The following is a 17,444-nucleotide window of genomic DNA, read 5'->3' on the forward strand; positions in this document are numbered from 1 at the left end:
TTTCGCCAGGACGACGATCGAGTTAGCGGCGCGCTTGCTGGGCTCTCTCTGCTGTCGGAGTCTTCTCCTCCCCCTTCGCCGCATTCCACAACGCGTCCATCTCCTCCAGCGAGGACTGCTCCAGCGTGCGTCCCTGCGCCTCCAGCGCGCGCTCGATGTAAGCGAAGCGGCGTTCGAATTTGGCGTTGGTCGCGCGCAGCGCGGTCTCCGGATCGGCGTCGACATGGCGTGCGAGGTTGACGAGGGCGAACAGGAGATCGCCGGTTTCCTCGGCCAGCTCCACTTTGTCGTTGCGGTCGAGCGCGGCCTCGATCTCGTCGGCCTCCTCGCGGATCTTCTTCAGCACGGCGCGCGGGTCGTTCCAGTCGAAGCCGACGGTGGACGCCTTGCGCTGCAACGCCATCGCGCGCGAGAGCGCGGGCAGGCCGGCCTTGACGCTCGCCAGCAGTGATTTGTGCAAGGTTTCCTCCGGCGGCCTGCGCGCAGCACGCTCGGCTTTCTCCTCGGCCTTGATGCGCTCCCACGCGCTCTTGACGCCGGCGGGCTGGATGTTGCCGTCCTTGTCGGCAAAGACGTGGGGGTGGCGGCGGATCATCTTCCGCGTGATCGCCTCGACCACGTCGCCGAACGCAAACGCGTTCTCTTCCTCCGCCATGCGCGCGTGATAGACGACCTGGAGCAGGAGATCGCCAAGCTCCTCGCGAAGGTCGTCGAAATCGCCGCGCGCGATCGCGTCGGCGACCTCATAGGCCTCCTCGATCGTGTAGGGCGCAATCGTCGCAAAATTCTGCTCGAGGTCCCAGGGGCAGCCGGTGACCGGCGTGCGCAGCGTCGCCATGATCTCGATCAGGCGTAAAATGTCGCGGGAAGGGGTCATTGCGGGCCAATTCTCCTTACGGTCTCGCTTTATGCCGCAACCGGCAGGGCGTTCCCAGCACAACGCCGTGAAACGGGCCGATTTCCACCGATTGGCGGCGCCGACGGGCGATGCTAAATCGCGCCCATGAGCGAACAATTCTCGTCCGAAACCGCCTTGGTGTTGTTCTCCGGCGGCCAGGATTCCACCACCTGCCTTGCCTGGGCACTGAGCCGCTTTGCGCGCGTGGAGATGCTCGGCTTCGAATATGGCCAGCGCCATGCCATCGAGCTCGCCTGCCGCGAGCGGCTCGTCGACGGCCTCAGGCGCTTGCGTCCCGATTGGGCGGCGAGGTTAGGGGAGAGCCACACGCTCTCGATCCCGACGCTGGCCGCGGTGTCCGAGACGGCGCTGACGCGCGACGTCGCGATCGCGATGGGCGCCGACGGCCTGCCCAACACGTTCGTGCCCGGCCGCAACCTGGTGTTCCTGACCTTCGCCGCCGCGCTCGCGTACCGGCGCGGCATCACGCATATCGTCGGCGGCATGTGTGAAACCGACTATTCCGGCTATCCCGACTGCCGGGACGAGACGATCCGCGCGATGCAGAGCGCACTCTCGCTCGGCATGGCGCGTAAATTCGCGCTGCATACGCCGTTGATGTGGATCGACAAGGCCGCGACATGGCAGCTCGCGCATGAGCTGGGCGGCGACGGTCTCGTCGACCTCATCCGCGCGCAATCCCACACCTGCTATCTCGGCGAACGCGGCGCGCAGCATGACTGGGGCTACGGCTGCGGCGAGTGCCCCGCGTGCAGCCTGCGGGCGAAGGGTTGGGCGGAGTACGTGGCGCGACGGTAGCGCCACAAACTCAGCGTCATCCCCCGCGAAAGCGGGGGATCCAGTATTCCAGAGACTGTTCTTGAGCCGAGAGGCCGCGGCGTACTGGACTCCCCGCCTTCGCGGGGAGTGACAGTGTTGGTTGGGATGTAAGCGTGGCTCTTCCACGCAGCGACGGGCTACCGCGCAAAATCCTCAGCCTGCAGCACGATCGGCTGGCCGTGCGGGGTGCGGTCGGCGGCGTGGTCCCAGGCGTCGCGGTAGCGGTGCAGCGTCTCCGTGGAGGTGACTCCCTTGGTGGCGACGAGGCTCTCCAGCGTGGCGAGCCAGTGCAGATAGTAGGTCTCGCCGGTGTCGGGGTCGCCCGCGGCTTGCGCGCGCTTGATCTCCTCGGCGAGCGCGGCAGCCCATTCCGTCCAGGTGAAGACGCCGCGCTCGTGCAGCGTCAGCGCCATGGCGAAGGCCTGCGCCTCCCAGGGCGCGCGGAACACCGGGCCGTCGTCATCGCGGGGAATGCTCGGAACGGCCGCGGTCGCCTTCGCAGCAGCGGCGCTCATTACGCAGGGTCCAGATAGGGCTCGAAGGCGTCGATGGAAATCTTCGACGTCGGATCACCATCCGCGCCCCAGAGATCCCGCCCTTCGAATACCACCGTGTAGAGCCACTGCGGATTCTCGCCCAATTCCATCGCAGCCGAATCCGGAAACACCTGGCAGCCATGGTTGCGCTCGACGACACCGACATGGCCGCGCACATAGCGCGGCAGCCGCGTATGCGTCGTCGGATGGATGTTCTTCGCGCGCACGCGATCGCCGATGTTGAAGCGGGCCGGCGCCGGAGCAGGGCGGGCGAACTTGCCACGCACCATGATCCGCTCGAGATCGCCAAGCTCGAACTTGCCGTTCCTGAGCGGCTTCGCCGGCGTCACCGCATGGCCGGCCGCGACGTCCTCCTTGGCGATATAGCCCTTGTCGAGCAGCATTTCCTCGAGCCCAAGAAACCATTTCTGGTAATAGGAGCTCGAGAGATAGACGTGCGGCGCCAGGGTTTCGCGATAAAAGCGCGAGGTGTCGATGTTGAAGGCGCCGGCGCCGCCCATCGCGCGCACCATGGCCAGGACGCGGGCTTCCCAGTCCGCGTGGAACGTCGGCTCGTTCGGCTCGGGCTCGACCTTGCCGAACCCATCCATGCCGCCCATGTCGTGCACGCCGTTCATGATGGCGCTTCCGGCGTCTTTGCAAATCCGGTGCCGATCATGGAATCGCGCGTCACGAGCTCGGCGAGCTGCGCCTCGCTCCAGCCTTCCGTGCCCTCGGGCCGCATCGGCAGCACCAGGAAGCGCGTTTCGGCAGTCGAGTCCCACACCCTGATTTCCGTGTCCTTCGGCACCGTCACGCCGAAATCGGCGAGCACCCCGCGCGGGTCCTTCACCGCGCGCGAGCGATAGGGCGCGGCCTTGTACCAGACCGGCGGCAGCCCCAGCATTTCCCAGGGGTAACAGGAGCACAGCGTACAGACGACCATGTTGTGGCGCTCAGGCGTGTTCTCGACCACGACGAGATGATCGCCGACGCGGCTGACATGGCCGAGGGTGCCGATCGCCTTGCTGCCGTCCTCCAGCAGAGCCTCTTTGAAGGTGGGATCGGTCCAGGCCTTGGCGACGACGCGCGCGCCATGATGCAGGCCGATCCTGGTCTCGAAAGCCTGGATGATTGCGTCCAACGCGGCCGGATCGACGTAGCCTTTTTCGGTCAAGATGCTCTCGAGCGCGCGCACGCGCAGCTCGGTCTCCGAGAGTTCCGAATGGTCGTGGTGATGATGGTGGTCGTGATCGCTGCTCATGCGGGGCAAGATAGGCGCATCCGTCCTTGGCTGTCGAGGCCCCGGGACGTCGGCGTGGCGCCACGTGTTCGTGACGTCCCTTGTGCGCGAGCCTCGCAACAGCCATTGATCACGGCGCGGACTGTCCGTATACGGCCCGGGGGACGGCCGAGACTTGGTCAACGAGCCGGCAAAAGGTCAACAGAAATACCAAGGGAATTGAGGGGGGAGGGCCCATGACCACTAGCTCGCAGGCTCCGGAGACGAAGGGATTTCGCTGGAAGCTGTTCGCCCCGCTCGTGGTGTGGCTTGCGATCTATCTGTGGCCGGTGCCCGCAGGCCTCAACGTCAATCAATGGCACTATTTCGCGGTGTTCGCCGCCGTCATCACCGGTCTCATTCTGGAATCGATGCCGGTCGGCGCCGTCGGCCTGATCGGGCTGACGGTCGCCGGCATCGGTGGCTACATCGACCCCGATCCGACCAAATCGCTGCGCTGGATGCTGGCGGGCTTTGCCGAGAGCACGGTGTGGCTGATCGTCGGCGCCTTCGTGTTCTCGATCGGCTATCGCAAGAGCCAGCTTGGCCGGCGCATCGCGCTCGTGCTGGTACGCAGCCTCGGGCGCAACACGCTCGGCCTCGGCTATGCGGTCGCGATGTCGGATTTCTTGCTGGCGCCCGCGACCCCCTCGAACACGGCGCGCAGCGGCGGCATCGTCTATCCCATCATCAGCAACATCCCGCGCATCTACGGCTCCGAGCCCGGACCGACCGCGGGGAAGATCGGCACCTATGTGATGTGGACCGCGTTCGCCGCGACCGCCGTCACCAGCTCGCTGTTCTTCACCGCACTTGCGCCCAATGCGGCCGCGCTCGCCATTGCCAAGAAGACCGCAGGGGTCGACGTGAGCTGGGCGCAGTGGTTCATCGGCTTTGCCCCGCTCGGCATCCTCCTGATGCTGCTGGTGCCGCTTCTGGGCTATGTGATCTGCCGTCCCGAGGTGAAACGGAGCCCCGAGATCTCCGAATGGGCCGGCAGGGAGCTGGCGACGATGGGGCCGATGTCGCGCCACGAATGGATCATGCTGGCCTTGATCGTGCTCGCGATGTTCCTGTGGATCACGGGCTCGACGCCTGACATCAGCCTGCCCATCCTCGGCTCGAACTTCATCAACGCCACCACCGTCGTGTTCATCGTGATCTCCTTGATGCTGATCACCGGCATCGTCGAGTTCAACGACATCGTCAGCGAGAAGAGCGCCTGGGAGGTGTTCTTCTATTTCACCTCGCTCTTGACGCTGGCCTCGGGCCTGAACGAGATCGGCTTCATCAAATGGTTTGCGAACGAATACGCAAAACCGCTCGCCGGGCTGTCGCCGTCGACGGCGATGATCATGCTGGTCGCGTTGTTCTTCTGGATCCACTATTTCTTCTCCAGCATCACCTCGCACGCGGCGGCCGTGTTGCCCGTGGTGCTGGCGGTCGGCTCCGGCATCGCCGGCCTTCCGGTCACGACGCTCGCGATGCTCTGCATGTATTCGCTGGGCCTGATGGGCGTGATTTCGCCTTACGCCACGGGGCCTGCGCCGATGTATTTCGGCAGCGGCTATATCGGCAAAGGCCAGTTCTGGAGCTTCGGCCTGATCTTCGGGCTGCTCTATTTTGCCGGATTGCTCGTGATCGTGCTGCCGTGGTTGCAGCTCCGCGGAGGCTAGACCGCGACGCGGGGCGAATTTTCTCTTACCGCGCTGAATAGGGAAAGCTTTGTCTAGCCCCGCCTGAATATCCGCGATTGCAAGACACACCGGATCGGGCGATTGTGCGTGCTGCAATGCAGCGCGCCGTCCGGCAATCCCCATCGCCTGACGCCTTTCCGTGGCTGCCACCTCGCTTGGCCGCTTGCGCCGGCGATGTCTTGCGAATGAGAGTTTCTCCAATGAATGCACACCAAGCGCTCGCGGTCGGGGAACCGATCGGGGCACAGGCCGCAACTTCGCCGGGCGATGCGCCCGACGCCATGGTCCGGTTCGAAGGCATCTCGAAGGTCTATCCGGCCTATCGCGACAAGCCCGGCGTCCATGCCTTGCAAGGACTCGACTTAGCGATTGCGCGCGGATCGATCACCGGCGTGATCGGCCGCTCCGGCGCGGGCAAGTCGAGCCTGGTGCGCCTGATCAACGGGTTGGAGAAGCCGACCACCGGCCGCGTCGTGGTCGACGGCCGCGATATCTCGGCGCTTGCCGGCCGCAACTTACGGCTCGCACAGCGCTCGATCGGGATGATCTTCCAGCACTTCAATCTCCTGTCCTCGCGCACCGCCGCCGACAACATCGCCCTGCCGCTGGAAATCGCCGGCTGGCCGAAAGCCGAGATCAGGGCGCGCGTCGCCGAGCTGCTCGCGCTCGTCGGAATCGCGGACAAGGCCGACCGTTATCCCTCGGAGCTCTCCGGCGGACAGAAGCAACGTGTCGGCATTGCGCGGGCGCTTGCAACGCGCCCCAACGTGCTGCTGTCGGACGAGGCGACCTCGGCGCTCGATCCGCAGACCACGCGCGCGATCCTCGACCTGCTCGCGAGCATCAATCGCGAGCTTGGCGTGACCATCGTGCTGATCACGCATGAGATGTCCGTGGTGCGTCAGCTCGCGAAGGAGGTGGTCGTGATCGATGCCGGCCGCATCGTCGAGCGCGGCCACGTCGCCGACATCTTCACCAATCCCCAGCATCCCATCACGCAATCCTTCATCGCCGAGGTCGTCGGCGACAGCCTGCCGGTGTCGCTGGCCTCGCGCCTCAGGGCGCAGCCGGTTGCGGGCGGGCAGGCCGTGATCCGCGTCCAGGTGCGCGGCACGGGTGCGGGCGACACGCTCGTGGCGCGGCTCGCGCGCGAGGTCGGTATCGACGTGGCGCTGCTCGCCGCGCGCATCGACGAGGTCGGAGGCCAGCATGTCGGCTCGCTGACGATCGGGATTCCCGGCGGGGAGGGCGCGGCACAGCAGGTGCTCACCTGGCTCGCGCAACACCAATTCGCTTCGGAGCGTCTCGGCCATGTCGCCTGAAATGATCAATCTCATCGTCCAGGCAACCGGCGAAAGCCTGTTCATGGTCTCGGTGGCTGCGCTGCTCGGCACCGTCTTCGGCCTGCCGATCGGCGTATTCCTGGCAACCAGCCGCAAAGACGAGCTGTTCGCCGCGCCCGCGGTCAACGCCGTGCTCGGCATGGTCGTCAACGCGACGCGCTCGACGCCCTTCATCATCCTGGTGGTGGCGATCATTCCGTTCACGCGGCTGATCGCGGGCACGTCGATCGGCTCGACGGCGGCGATCGTGCCGCTGACGATTGCCTCGACGCCATTCATCGCGCGGCTCGTCGAAGCCGCGATCCGCGAGGTCGATGCCGGCCTGATCGAGACCGCATCCTCGTTCGGCGCCTCGCCGCTCCAGATCGTGCTCAAGGTGCTGATCCCCGAGGCGCTGCCCGGCCTCGTCCTCGCTCTCACGCTCGCGGTCGTCAGCCTGCTCGGCTACTCCGCGATGGTCGGTGCGGTCGGCGGAGGCGGGCTCGGCGATCTCGGCATCCGCTACGGCTATCAGCGCTTCATGCCGGAGATGATGCTCGCCGTCGTGGTCGTCCTGATCGCGCTGGTACAGGCGGTCCAGTCCGCCGGCGACTATCTGGCGCGGCGGGTCAACCGAAGGCTGCGGCATCGCTGACGCCGAAAGGAACAAGCTGTTGTCTTGATCGTATGCTTCCATGCCATGGCGAGGCGAGGGTGCCTCGGCCCGCGGCACAGTAAAGGAGAGCTTGCATGCGCATCGAACCGGTCTTCCTGTTTGACCTCGACGGCACGCTGGTCGACAGCGTCTATCAGCATGTGCTGGCCTGGAAGCACGCGCTCGATGCGGAGGGCATCGAGCTTTCGGTCTGGCGCATCCATCGCAAGATCGGCATGAGCGGCGGTCTCTTCACCAACCAGCTCCTGCGCGAGATCGGCGTCGAGATCAGCGAGGAGCGCATCGACCGGCTGCGCCGCGCGCACGCGGCGTCCTACCAGCAGCAGGCGGGCCAGATCCGCCCGCTGCCGGGCGCGCGTGAATTGCTGCAATGGCTGTCGGGGGCGAAAATTCCGTGGGCGATCGCCACCAGCGGCCGGATGGAGACCGCGGCCGTGAACCTCGCCTCGCTTGGTGTCGATCCCGCTACGACGCCCGTGGTGACGCGCGACCAGGTCAAATACGCAAAGCCCGATCCCGACCTGTTTCTCGCCGCAGCCGCGCGGCTGAACGCGCCGATCGAGACGGCCGTCGTGGTCGGCGACAGCGTCTGGGACATGATGGCCGCCGTCCGCTGCCGCGCGCTTGGCGTCGGCCTGTTGAGCGGCGGCTACGGGCCGGACGAGCTGCGCCAATCCGGCGCCTTCCGCGTCTATGACGATCCCGCCGACATGCTGCGCCGGATCGATGAGGTCGGCGGCCGACGCTAATGCCGGCACGAGGAGAGGGCGCCCGCATCGGAATGAACCTTCTCGCGGAATACGGGCACAAAGACTGGAGATCGCTCTTACCGCTGCGGATCCCAATGAAATGGCTTGGCTTGCTCTGCCTGCTCGTGTTCGCCACGAACGCGAGCGCCGCCTCGCCGGAGCAGCGCTACCTCGACCTGCGCGATCGCTACATCGCAAAATTCACCAAGGCTCCCGAGAACGACGAGACCTACAAGCAGCACGATGCTGCGCTCAAGGAGCTGACAGCGGTGTTGCGCAGTCTGATCGGGCCGATCACCATCAAGGGGCTGCCCGCGGACGCAGAGTCCAACGTCGACACGCTGTACAAAGGCGACTCGGGCTTCGGTCATCTCGACGGGCTCGTTTTCAGATCCAAAGGCGACAGGACCGACGTCGTGGTGACGACCACTGCGCTGCTCAAGCACTGGCTTGGCGAGCACCGCGAGGACGGCATGCCGCAGGACAACGGCGCCGCGTTCAAGTCGGACCGCTTCTACTACGCTGCGATCCAGGACGCCGCCTTCGGCAAATATGCGGAGCTGCCGATCACCAAGCCTGCATCGGCGCGCGTCGCGGTCGCCGTGCTGGGTTTGCGCGGTAATGGTGAGATCAAGGGACCGCCGAGCGAGATCGACGTGGTCGCGATCCAGGGCGACAAGGTCTTTTTCGTCGCCGTGCGCGATGCCGTGAAGACGGCCGAGATCCCGGCCTGCGAGCAGGTCTGGAAGCAGATGATGGCAAAGCCCATCAACAAGAAGGACCCGCGCGGCGACATGGCCCGCGAGGACAAGGCGATGGACGCCTTCACACGGTGCTTCGCCAGGGCGGCACCGAACCAGAGCTGGTTCGCAACCGCCGTCAAGAAGGCGCAGAGCGAGCTCGACCTGCTTCCGCTGCGGTAGTCTTTCTGCAGGACGTGTTGCCGCCAGCTCTATTTGCGCGCCGTGATCATCTCCAGTTCGATCGCATTGCCCATCGCTGCATATCCAGCGCGGTTGGGGTGAAGCTTGTCACCCGGTCCACCCGTCGATGAATTGGGCTGCATTGCAGCCTTGATCTCGCCGGTCGCGGCATCGAACGTCACCGCGTCGAAATCGACGACGCCGTCGAAAATCTTGCTCGTGCGCAGGAACTCGTTGAGCGCCTTGCGCTTGGCGTCGACCTCGACGCGGCCATGCGTCGCGATGATGCTGTGCAGCGCCGATGTCAGGGTCGCGGCTACGATCGTCACGCCAGGGATGCGCTCGCGCAGCCGCGCGACACCGTTGGAATAGCCGTCCTCCACCGTCTCCACGGCCGCATCAGCGGCCCCGAAGTCGTTGATGCCTTCCATCCAGATCACCGCGGTGACGCCGGGCAGGCTGATCACGTCGCGCTCGAGCCGCGAGATCGCCGAGGGGCCGCCCGCAAACGGCTTGCCCGGGGAATAATCCGGCGGGCCTGCGACCTGGTTGCCGCCGATGCCCTGATTGACGACGACGTAATCGTCACCGAAACGCGCATGCAGCCGGCGCGACAGGACGTCCGGCCAGCGGTCGTCGCCGTTGATCGTGGTCCCAGTACCGTCCGTGATTGAATCGCCGAAGGCGACGATCAGCTGGGTGCGATCGGCAACGCTCATGTCGACCTCATCCAGGAAGTACCACGAGGTGGTGGAGAACGGGAAACCTGTCTCGGCGATCTCGCTGCTCCTGGAACCATCGCCGGGCGCGGTCAGATAGGATGTGGTCAGCGCCTTCGCGTGCCATGTCATCGGACCGCTCTCTCCGGCCACGTGGAAGCTGACGGCAAGCTTCCGGCCCCTGAGCTGCGCCGCGGCGGCGGGGCCAACAAATCCGAGCGTGACCGGATCGGAGACAGCGCTGTCGCCCGCAGGGATTGTGATGCTGGGCTTGCCGCCGAACTGAACCCCAGCATTGCTGCCCTCGACGACGGCGGCGCCGCTCTGCTGCAAGCCGACGAACACGTTATCGAACGTCACCGGCCGGGTTCCGAACACGTTCGACAGCCGGATGCGGGTCTGGCCTCCCCACACATCAGGCCGAATGATGAGGCGAAAGCTCTGATCCCGCGCGCCCTGCTCAGGAGAGGAGAAGGCAAATCGGAGCTCGGGCTGCGCCGTCGGATTTCCTGCCGGATAAGGCCCCTGGGCCGAGCCGGTCCAACTCGCGATCCAGCGGTCCGCATGCGCCGGCATGGACAACGCAAGCAGGACGACAACAGCCGCTGCGGCGCGCGGAAAACCGTACATCAGCTTCTCCTCCCGATACCATCGTTGGTTGCAGGCAGTCTGCTCCCAAGCCTGCCGGCAGGCAAGATGCGCGGCCCGCATGCCTCAAGGCCCGCGCTGCGATCTGACCTGCGAGGACGAGGCGATGGGCACCTTCGCTCAGTGCTTCGCCAGGGCGGCTCCAAACCAGAGCTGGTTTGCAACCGCCGTCAAGAAAGCGCCGAGCCCCGACCTGCTGCCGCCGCTGCGCCAGAGGGCGCTGCATTGACAGCCACAATACCCGATAGCAAGCTCGTTCGGGCATCTCTGGCGCAGCCTGAATTAACCGCGCCCAAGAATTCACCTGGAGTTCCAACAGTGAACAGATCAATTCTGCTCGCCGCCGCCTGCGCTTCGGCGCTTGTGGTGGCTTCGGCTGCTTCCGCCAAAACCCTGATTTTCTGCTCGGAAGGCAGCCCGGAGAACTTCTATCCCGGCGTCAATACCACCGGCACGTCGTTCGACGGCAATGAGCCGATCTACAATCGCATTGTCGAGTTCGAGCGCGGCGGCACGCAAGTGGTGCCGGCCCTCGCGGAAAAATGGACGGTCTCGCCGGACGGCACCACCTATACCTTCAACCTGCGCAAGGGCGTGAAGTGGCATTCGACGTCCAAGTCGTTCAAGCCGACGCGCGACTTCAATGCCGACGACGTCATGTTCTCGGTCGAGCGGCAATGGAAGGAGGACAATCCGTATTTCAAGGTGACGAGTCCGAACCATTCGTATTTCGGCGACATGGGCATGCCGAAATTGTTGAAGTCGGTCGAGAAGGTCGACGACTACACCATCAAGGTGACGCTCAATCAGCCGGAAGCCCCATTTCTCGCCGACCTCGCGATGCCTTTCGCTGCCATCCAGTCAAAGGAATATGCGGATGCGATGCTGAAGGCCGGCACGCCCGAAAAGATCGACCAGGATCCGATCGGCACCGGCCCATTCTATCTGGTGCAGTACCAGAAGGACGCCGTGATCCGCTACAAGGCGTTCCCTGAATTCTGGGGCGGCAAGGCGAAGATCGACGACCTCGTCTATGCGATCACGCCGGATGCATCCGTTCGCTGGGCCAAGCTCCAGAAGGGCGAATGCGACGTGATGCCCTATCCGAACCCGGCCGACATCGATGCGATCAAGAAGGATCCGAACGTCACGATCCTGGAGCAGCCGGGCCTCAACGTCGGCTATCTGGCCTTCCAGACGCAGAAGAAGCCTTTCGACGACGTGCGCGTGCGCAAGGCCATCAGCATGGCGATCGACAAGAAGGCGATCATCGACGCCGTCTATCTGTCGACCGGCATCGCGGCCAAGAACCCGATCCCGCCTTCGATGTGGTCGTACAACGACAGCGTCAAGGACGATCCCTTTGATCCGGAAGCGGCCAAGAAGCTGCTGGCCGAGGCCGGATTCCCGAACGGCCTGGAGACCGATCTGTGGGCCATGCCGGTGCAGCGGCCCTACAATCCCAACGCCAAGCGCATTGCCGAATTGATGCAGGCCGACCTCGCCAAGATCGGCGTCAAGGCCGAGATCAAGTCTTTTGAATGGGGCGAATACCGCAAGCGGATGCAGGCCGGCGAGCATCAGATGGGCATGCTGGGCTGGACCGGCGACAACGGCGACCCCGACAACTTCCTGCACACCTTGCTGGGCTGTGCCTCGGCGCAGACCGCATCGGGCTCGAACATCGCCAAGTTCTGCTACAAGCCGTTCGACGATCTGGTCGTGAAGGCCAAGACGGTCAGCGATCAGGCCGAGCGGACCAAGCTGTACGAGCAGGCCCAGGTGATCTTCAAGGAGCAGGCGCCCTGGTTCACCATCGCGCATGCGGTGCAGTTGAAGCCCATCAGGAAGAGGGTGGTCGACTTCAAGCTGTCACCGTTCGGACGCCACAATTTCTATGGCGTCGACGTCAAGGACTAGCAGGAGGCGAGGGCGGAGCGGCTTTCGCGGCTCCGCCCATTTTTCGTGACCCTTTCCCGCCAGGGGGAGGGTGGCAGGGGACGGCATGCTCCGGTTCATCTTTACCCGGCTGAGCCTCGTGGTTCCGACCTTCATCGGGATTACGTTGCTCGTGTTCGTGCTGATCCGCCTCATCCCCGGCGATCCCATCGAGACGATGGCGGGCGAACGCGGCATCGATCCGGCCCGGCACGCGCAACTGCTCAAGGAGTACGGCTTCGATCAGCCGGTGCTGGTGCAATACGGCCTCTATCTGTCACGGCTGGTGCATGGCGACCTCGGCCGCTCGATCGTCACCCATGAGCCGGTGATTTCCGAATTCCAGACGTTGTTCCCGGCGACGATCGAGCTGTCGGTTTGCGCGATCCTGTTTGCCTTATGCCTGGGATTGCCGGCCGGCGTCATCGCCGCGGTCCGGCGCAACTCCATCTTCGATCATGGCGTGATGGGGATCTCGCTCACCGGATATTCGATGCCGATTTTCTGGTGGGGATTGCTGCTGATCCTGCTTTTCTCGGTGCAGCTTGGATGGACTCCCGTCTCGGGCCGGATCGCGGTGCAATACTACATCGAACCGGTGACCGGCTTCCTGCTGATCGATGCGCTGCTGGCCGGCGATGTCGGTGCGTTTCGCTCGGCCCTGTCTCATCTCGTGCTGCCCATGATCGTGCTCGGCACGGTGCCGCTCGCCGTCATCGCCCGCATGACGCGGTCCGCCATGCTCGAAGTGCTGGGTGAGGATTACATCCGCACCGCCCGCGCCAAGGGCTTGCCGCGTTGGCGGGTGATCGCGATCCATGCGTTGCGCAACGCGCTGATCCCGGTAGTGACGGTGATCGGGTTGCAGGTCGGCGTCCTCTTCACCGGCGCGATTCTCACGGAGACCATCTTCTCCTGGCCAGGCGTGGGCAAATGGCTGATCGAGGCCATCAATCGGCGCGACTATCCGGTGCTCCAGGGTGGCACGCTGCTGATCGGCACCATCGTCATGGTCGTCAACCTGCTGGTTGACGTCACCTACGGGCTGATCAATCCCCGCATCCGGTACACGAGATGAGCGCTGAAGCCCTCGAAACGTCCGACGTCGTGGCCCAAGCCGGTGCGCCGCCGCATCCGCTGGTGCAATTCTGGTCCGACTTCAGGGCAAATTTTGGCGCGGTGGCGGGCCTCGTCGTCATCGTGGTGCTGGTTCTGCTCGCGCTCCTCGCCGATGTCGTTGCGCCACATTCCCCGGTCCTCACCAACAATGCGGCCTTTCTCAAGCCGCCGTTCTGGCAGCAGGGCGGATCGACGGCGTATCCGCTTGGGACCGACGCGATCGGCCGCGATATTCTGTCCCGTCTCATCCATGGCGCGCGGCTTTCGCTGCTGATCGGCATCGCGGTGGTGACGTTGTCGGTGGTCACCGGGACGGTTCTCGGTCTGGTCGCAGGTTTCTTCCGCGGCGTGACCGAGGTCGCGATCATGCGGCTGATGGACATCACGTTGACGCTGCCGAGCCTTTTGCTCGCGATCGTGATCGTTGCGATCCTCGGACCGGGCCTGATGAACGCGATGCTGGCGGTCGCGATCGTGCTCCTGCCGCACTATGTGCGGATCGCGCGCGCCGCCGTCATCAGCGAAGTCTCGAAGGATTACGTCATCGCGGCCAAGGTCGCGGGCGCCGGCCGGCTTCGCTTGATGTTCAAGGAGGTGTTGCCGAACTGCACTGCGCCGCTGATCGTCCAGGCGACACTCGGCATTTCGACCGCGATCCTGGATGCGGCCGCGCTCGGCTTCCTCGGTCTCGGTGCGCAGCCGCCATTGCCGGAGTGGGGGACCATGCTGGCGGATGCGCGCGAATTCGTGCTGCGGGCCTGGTGGGTCGTCACGCTTCCGGGCCTTGCCATCCTCGTGACCGTGCTGGCCTTCAACCTTCTGGGCGACGGACTGCGCGACGCGCTCGATCCCAAGCTCAAGCGATAGGGATTGAAGTCGACCTGATGCCGCTCCTTGAGATTGAAAACCTGTCAGTTGAGTTTCCATCCCAGAGCGGGATGGTGCGCGCTGTCGATGGCGTCAGCATCACGCTTGAAAAAGGCGAGGTGTTGGGAATCGTCGGCGAATCCGGCTCCGGCAAGAGCGTCGGCATGTTGGCCCTGATGGGACTCGTGCCCTATCCGGGGCGCGTCCGGGCCGACAGACTGTCGTTCGAGGGGAGGGATCTGCAGACCTTGTCCGACCGCGAGCGGCGCGCGCTGATCGGCAAGGACGTCGCGATGATCTTCCAGGAGCCGACGACATCGCTCAATCCCTCCTTCACGATCGGCTATCAGCTCAACGAGACGCTGCACATCCATGAAGGGATGGATCGCAAGGCCGCGCGGCGCCGCGTGATCGAGCTCCTGGAGCAGGTCGGTATTCCCGCCCCGGAGAGCCGGCTGTCGGCCTATCCGCACCAGCTCTCGGGCGGCATGAACCAGCGCGTCATGATCGCGATGGCGATCGCCTGCAATCCGAAACTCCTGATCGCCGACGAGCCGACCACGGCGCTCGATGTCACCATCCAGGCGCAGATCCTCGATCTTCTGCTGTCCCTGCAACGCGATCGTGGCATGGCGCTGATCCTCATCACGCACAACATGGGCGTGGTCTCGGACACGACCGAGCGGGTCGCCGTCATGTATGCGGGCCAGATCATGGAGCAGCGCCCGACGCAGAGCCTGTTCGCCTCGCCCCAGCATCCCTATACGGCCGCGTTGCTGGCGGCACGTCCGGAGGCGAGCGATGGCGGACGCCTCGCCACCATTCCGGGCCTGGTGCCGGGACTGCATGATCGGCCGCGTGGGTGCCTGTTCAGTCCGCGCTGCGTTCATGCGACGTCGCTGACGGACAGCGTGCGTCCGGCTCTCCACCCCTGGATGGACGGCATGATCCGGTGTCACTATCCGCTCGGCGATCCGACACGGGACGAGCGCATCGCGGCCGATCGGGCCGGCACGGCGGTCCTCGAGCGCGGGACGGTGTCATGACGGCGCTTGTCACCGCCACCGATCTCACGCGCAGTTACGAGATCAAGCAGGGCTTGTTTCGCGCCCCGGCGCATCTGCAGGCCGTGGGTGGGGTGTCGTTCACGCTTGAAGCCGGCAAGACGCTGGCCGTCGTCGGCGAATCCGGTTGCGGCAAGTCGACGCTCGCAAGGCTCGTGACCCTCATCGAAAGGCCGAGCGGCGGCACACTGACGCTCGACGGGGTCGATGCGGTCGATCCTCCGGCCAGCGCCGTGAAGACGTTGCGCCGCACCGTGCAGATCGTGTTTCAGAACCCCTATGGGTCGCTCAACCCGCGCAAGCGCGTCGGCGCCATTCTCGAAGAGCCGCTGATCATCAACACCAAGCTCTCCAAGCAGGAGAGGCGGGCGCAGGCGCTCGACATGATGGTGAAGGTCGGGCTGCGGCCGGAGCAATATGGCCGTTATCCGCACATGTTCTCGGGCGGCCAGCGTCAGCGCATCGCGATCGCGCGCGCCCTGATGTTGCGGCCGAAGCTACTCGTCGCCGACGAGCCGGTCTCCGCGCTCGACATGTCGGTGCAGGCGCAGGTGCTCAACCTCCTGGTCGATCTGCAGCGCGAGCTGGGGCTGGCCTATCTCTTCATCTCGCACGATCTCGCCGTGGTGCGTCACCTCGCCGAGGACGTGATGATCATGTATCTGGGGACGGCCGTGGAGCATGGGCCGAAAGAACGCATTTTCGCGCGGCCTTTGCATCCCTATACGCAGGCCTTGCTTGACGCGACGCCGGGCCTTGGCCGCAAACGCCAGCGGATCGTTCCGAAAGGCGAGCTGCCATCGCCGCTCGATCCACCGAAGGGCTGCGTCTTCTCGACCCGCTGCCCCCATGTGACGGATCTCTGCCGCACGCAGCGTCCTCCCTTGCGCCCGCTCGACGGCCGCCTTGTCGCCTGCCATTACGCCGAGCGTTTCCTGGACGGTCAGGCGGCTTAGCGATTGGAAATCTATGGGGCTCAAGCATCAAGCGTTCTTCTACTCGCTCTTTCTCTCGAGGCTCGCGGATCAGATTCTTCTGTTTCTCGTGCCGCTCATCATCTTCCAATTGACGGGGAGCGTAGCCTGGTCGGGAGCAGCTTTCTTCCTTGAAACTTTGCCGCGTTTTTTGTCATTTCCTATCTGTGGCGCCCTCTGTGATCGCGTTTCACCACTGAAACTGTTGCGCGTAAGTCAGACCTGTCGGGCAGGGGTTTCTCTCGGCGGAATGATTGCTTACATGGCTGTAGGCGGTGTTGGTTGGCTGATCGCCATTTCAGCAGTTTGTGGCGTCCTCACGACTCAGGGACTGATGGCGCGGGAAGTCATGCTGCCGCAGGTCTTCTCTTCGGACCGCTTTGAAAAGGTCGCCTCATATACCCAGATCGCCGACCAATTGGGCATGGTGCTTGGTCCGCTCATGGCGGCTGCGTTGCTCAAGATCTGGTCCTGGGAATTTGTCGTCGTATCGAGCGCCTTGCTCTTTCTTGCGGCCGACGGCGCGATAGCAACATGGCAGCGGCTGGTTAAGCCGACATTGGCCGAACCCGAAGCGGTTAGCGGCAGCTGGGCGGTACCCATCATAACCGCCCTACAGCACCTGGTAAGGCTTCCAGGGCTGATGGAGGTCGTCCTTCTTGCAGCCGCAGTTAACCTCGTCATCGGAGCCACACTCGCGACATCGGCAGCGATGGTGACCGGCATTCATCATGAAACGGAGGCCTACTACGCCATCCTTCAAACAGTGGGCGCGGTCGCAACGGTGATCATATTGTTTGGGACCGCCCACGCACCCGTCTCTCTCAAGGCACTTGGCCTGGTCGCCTATGCGCTGATCTTCCTTGGCGGTCTCATGACGGGCTTAGCCTCTGATCCAACTGTCTACGCGTTCGGCTTCGTGCTCATCATCGGTTTCGACAAAATGTTCAGCGTGTTCATCCGCAGCATGCGCCAACGTATCATCCCGCGCCAAGATTTTGGAAAAACGACTGGCCTTGTCGTCATGCTAAACAACCTCTCACAGCCCTTGGCCGGTCTCCTTATTACCTTGTTCGCAAGTCAGTTGGGCGCCGGATTAAAGCGGGATGGGGTTAAGTTGAATCGATTTGGGATTCCCAAATCAGCCCGTTTCTGATTCACCATGCTGGCTGGAAGGAGGCCAGCATGGATG

The 17,444-nt window shown here is 64.3% G+C and carries 18 protein-coding genes; 13 read left to right on the plus strand and 5 right to left on the minus strand.

All coding sequences use genetic code 11. The features are described from left to right. Positions 1 to 22: 22 nt before the first annotated feature. A complete protein-coding gene (gene mazG / locus QQL28_RS43275; RefSeq protein ID WP_284275721.1) occupies positions 23 to 877 on the minus strand; it encodes a nucleoside triphosphate pyrophosphohydrolase in 855 nt (284 codons plus the stop codon). 126 nt (positions 878 to 1,003) lie between these two features. Here mazG and queC point away from each other — a divergent pair, with 126 nt between their 5' ends. Next, a complete protein-coding gene (gene queC / locus QQL28_RS43280) occupies positions 1,004 to 1,717 on the plus strand; it encodes a 7-cyano-7-deazaguanine synthase QueC (RefSeq protein WP_284275726.1) in 714 nt (237 codons plus the stop codon). 158 nt (positions 1,718 to 1,875) lie between these two features. Here queC and QQL28_RS43285 read toward each other — a convergent pair whose 3' ends face one another. Genes QQL28_RS43285 through nthA form a run of 3 tightly spaced genes read right to left on the minus strand, consistent with a single transcriptional unit; the run spans position 1,876 to position 3,538 of the window. Further along, the gene (locus QQL28_RS43285) at positions 1,876 to 2,253 is read right to left on the minus strand and encodes a nitrile hydratase accessory protein (protein ID WP_284275729.1); all 378 of its coding nucleotides are present in this window, start codon (positions 2,251 to 2,253) and stop codon (positions 1,876 to 1,878) included. Beyond that, entirely contained in the window at positions 2,253 to 2,912 is a 660-nt protein-coding gene (nthB, locus tag QQL28_RS43290) for a nitrile hydratase subunit beta (RefSeq protein ID WP_284275731.1), read from the minus strand. The genes QQL28_RS43285 and nthB overlap by 1 nt, the downstream gene beginning before the upstream one ends. Further along, a complete protein-coding gene (gene nthA / locus QQL28_RS43295; RefSeq protein WP_284275760.1) occupies positions 2,909 to 3,538 on the minus strand; it encodes a nitrile hydratase subunit alpha in 630 nt (209 codons plus the stop codon). The genes nthB and nthA overlap by 4 nt, the downstream gene beginning before the upstream one ends. Before the next feature lie 215 nt (positions 3,539 to 3,753). Here nthA and QQL28_RS43300 point away from each other — a divergent pair, with 215 nt between their 5' ends. The 5 genes from QQL28_RS43300 (at position 3,754) to QQL28_RS43320 (ending at position 8,923) form a co-directional block, all read left to right on the plus strand. After that, positions 3,754 to 5,232, plus strand: coding sequence for a DASS family sodium-coupled anion symporter (locus QQL28_RS43300; protein WP_284275732.1), 1,479 nt, complete (start codon positions 3,754 to 3,756; stop codon positions 5,230 to 5,232). A 221-nt stretch (positions 5,233 to 5,453) separates the two neighbouring features. Then, positions 5,454 to 6,575 (plus strand): methionine ABC transporter ATP-binding protein, encoded by a 1,122-nt coding sequence (locus QQL28_RS43305; RefSeq protein ID WP_284275733.1) that lies wholly within the window; start codon positions 5,454 to 5,456, stop codon positions 6,573 to 6,575. Further along, positions 6,565 to 7,230 (plus strand): methionine ABC transporter permease, encoded by a 666-nt coding sequence (locus tag QQL28_RS43310; RefSeq protein WP_284275736.1) that lies wholly within the window; start codon positions 6,565 to 6,567, stop codon positions 7,228 to 7,230. Before QQL28_RS43305 ends, QQL28_RS43310 begins: the two co-directional genes overlap by 11 nt. Positions 7,231 to 7,325: 95 nt before the next feature. After that, a complete protein-coding gene (locus QQL28_RS43315; RefSeq protein ID WP_284275738.1) occupies positions 7,326 to 8,000 on the plus strand; it encodes an HAD family hydrolase in 675 nt (224 codons plus the stop codon). 95 nt (positions 8,001 to 8,095) lie between these two features. Beyond that, complete coding sequence (locus QQL28_RS43320; RefSeq protein WP_284275740.1) at positions 8,096 to 8,923, plus strand: hypothetical protein; 828 nt, start codon at positions 8,096 to 8,098, stop codon at positions 8,921 to 8,923. Positions 8,924 to 8,952: 29 nt separating this feature from the next. On the opposite strand, the gene QQL28_RS43325 is transcribed toward QQL28_RS43320, so the two are convergent. Then, positions 8,953 to 10,272 carry a GDSL-type esterase/lipase family protein gene (locus QQL28_RS43325; protein ID WP_284275742.1) on the minus strand — a complete coding sequence of 440 codons (1,320 nt, stop codon included), beginning with the start codon at positions 10,270 to 10,272 and terminating at the stop codon, positions 8,953 to 8,955. Positions 10,273 to 10,351: 79 nt separating this feature from the next. On the opposite strand from QQL28_RS43325, the gene QQL28_RS43330 reads away from it, so the two are divergent. The 7 genes from QQL28_RS43330 to QQL28_RS43360 all read left to right on the plus strand — a co-directional run bounded on the left by QQL28_RS43330 (position 10,352) and on the right by QQL28_RS43360 (position 17,408). Continuing rightward, a complete protein-coding gene (locus QQL28_RS43330) occupies positions 10,352 to 10,519 on the plus strand; it encodes a hypothetical protein (protein WP_284275745.1) in 168 nt (55 codons plus the stop codon). Between the two features lie 89 nt (positions 10,520 to 10,608). Continuing rightward, the gene (locus tag QQL28_RS43335; RefSeq protein ID WP_284275746.1) at positions 10,609 to 12,210 is read left to right on the plus strand and encodes an ABC transporter substrate-binding protein; all 1,602 of its coding nucleotides are present in this window, start codon (positions 10,609 to 10,611) and stop codon (positions 12,208 to 12,210) included. Between the two features lie 85 nt (positions 12,211 to 12,295). Next, on the plus strand, positions 12,296 to 13,306 hold the full coding sequence (locus QQL28_RS43340; RefSeq protein WP_284275748.1) for an ABC transporter permease subunit: 1,011 nt from the start codon (positions 12,296 to 12,298) through the stop codon (positions 13,304 to 13,306). Next, positions 13,303 to 14,214, plus strand: a complete 912-nt coding sequence (locus QQL28_RS43345; RefSeq protein ID WP_284275750.1) for an ABC transporter permease subunit — start codon at positions 13,303 to 13,305, stop codon at positions 14,212 to 14,214. Before QQL28_RS43340 ends, QQL28_RS43345 begins: the two co-directional genes overlap by 4 nt. Positions 14,215 to 14,231: 17 nt before the next feature. Next, positions 14,232 to 15,260 (plus strand): ABC transporter ATP-binding protein, encoded by a 1,029-nt coding sequence (locus QQL28_RS43350; RefSeq protein WP_284275752.1) that lies wholly within the window; start codon positions 14,232 to 14,234, stop codon positions 15,258 to 15,260. Then, positions 15,257 to 16,234, plus strand: coding sequence for a peptide ABC transporter ATP-binding protein (locus tag QQL28_RS43355; protein WP_284275754.1), 978 nt, complete (start codon positions 15,257 to 15,259; stop codon positions 16,232 to 16,234). Before QQL28_RS43350 ends, QQL28_RS43355 begins: the two co-directional genes overlap by 4 nt. 13 nt (positions 16,235 to 16,247) lie before the next feature. Beyond that, positions 16,248 to 17,408, plus strand: a complete 1,161-nt coding sequence (locus tag QQL28_RS43360) for an MFS transporter (RefSeq protein WP_284275756.1) — start codon at positions 16,248 to 16,250, stop codon at positions 17,406 to 17,408. Positions 17,409 to 17,444 lie beyond the last annotated feature (36 nt).

This window comes from Bradyrhizobium iriomotense (genome assembly GCF_030160715.1).
In the GTDB taxonomy this organism is placed as follows: Bacteria; Pseudomonadota; Alphaproteobacteria; order Rhizobiales; family Xanthobacteraceae; genus Bradyrhizobium; species Bradyrhizobium iriomotense.

Bases quoted from the DNA above. Each gene is read 5' to 3' on its own strand.
- mazG (WP_284275721.1), bottom strand. From the start codon at position 877: ATGACCCCTTCCCGCGACATTTTACGCCTGATCGAGATCATGGCGACG.
- queC (WP_284275726.1), top strand. From the start codon at position 1,004: ATGAGCGAACAATTCTCGTCCGAAACCGCCTTGGTGTTGTTCTCCGGC.
- QQL28_RS43285 (WP_284275729.1), bottom strand. From the start codon at position 2,253: ATGAGCGCCGCTGCTGCGAAGGCGACCGCGGCCGTTCCGAGCATTCCC.
- nthB (WP_284275731.1), bottom strand. From the start codon at position 2,912: ATGAACGGCGTGCACGACATGGGCGGCATGGATGGGTTCGGCAAGGTC.
- nthA (WP_284275760.1), bottom strand. From the start codon at position 3,538: ATGAGCAGCGATCACGACCACCATCATCACCACGACCATTCGGAACTC.
- QQL28_RS43300 (WP_284275732.1), top strand. From the start codon at position 3,754: ATGACCACTAGCTCGCAGGCTCCGGAGACGAAGGGATTTCGCTGGAAG.
- QQL28_RS43305 (WP_284275733.1), top strand. From the start codon at position 5,454: ATGAATGCACACCAAGCGCTCGCGGTCGGGGAACCGATCGGGGCACAG.
- QQL28_RS43310 (WP_284275736.1), top strand. From the start codon at position 6,565: ATGTCGCCTGAAATGATCAATCTCATCGTCCAGGCAACCGGCGAAAGC.
- QQL28_RS43315 (WP_284275738.1), top strand. From the start codon at position 7,326: ATGCGCATCGAACCGGTCTTCCTGTTTGACCTCGACGGCACGCTGGTC.
- QQL28_RS43320 (WP_284275740.1), top strand. From the start codon at position 8,096: ATGAAATGGCTTGGCTTGCTCTGCCTGCTCGTGTTCGCCACGAACGCG.
- QQL28_RS43325 (WP_284275742.1), bottom strand. From the start codon at position 10,272: ATGTACGGTTTTCCGCGCGCCGCAGCGGCTGTTGTCGTCCTGCTTGCG.
- QQL28_RS43330 (WP_284275745.1), top strand. From the start codon at position 10,352: ATGCCTCAAGGCCCGCGCTGCGATCTGACCTGCGAGGACGAGGCGATG.
- QQL28_RS43340 (WP_284275748.1), top strand. From the start codon at position 12,296: ATGCTCCGGTTCATCTTTACCCGGCTGAGCCTCGTGGTTCCGACCTTC.
- QQL28_RS43345 (WP_284275750.1), top strand. From the start codon at position 13,303: ATGAGCGCTGAAGCCCTCGAAACGTCCGACGTCGTGGCCCAAGCCGGT.
- QQL28_RS43350 (WP_284275752.1), top strand. From the start codon at position 14,232: ATGCCGCTCCTTGAGATTGAAAACCTGTCAGTTGAGTTTCCATCCCAG.
- QQL28_RS43355 (WP_284275754.1), top strand. From the start codon at position 15,257: ATGACGGCGCTTGTCACCGCCACCGATCTCACGCGCAGTTACGAGATC.
- QQL28_RS43360 (WP_284275756.1), top strand. From the start codon at position 16,248: ATGGGGCTCAAGCATCAAGCGTTCTTCTACTCGCTCTTTCTCTCGAGG.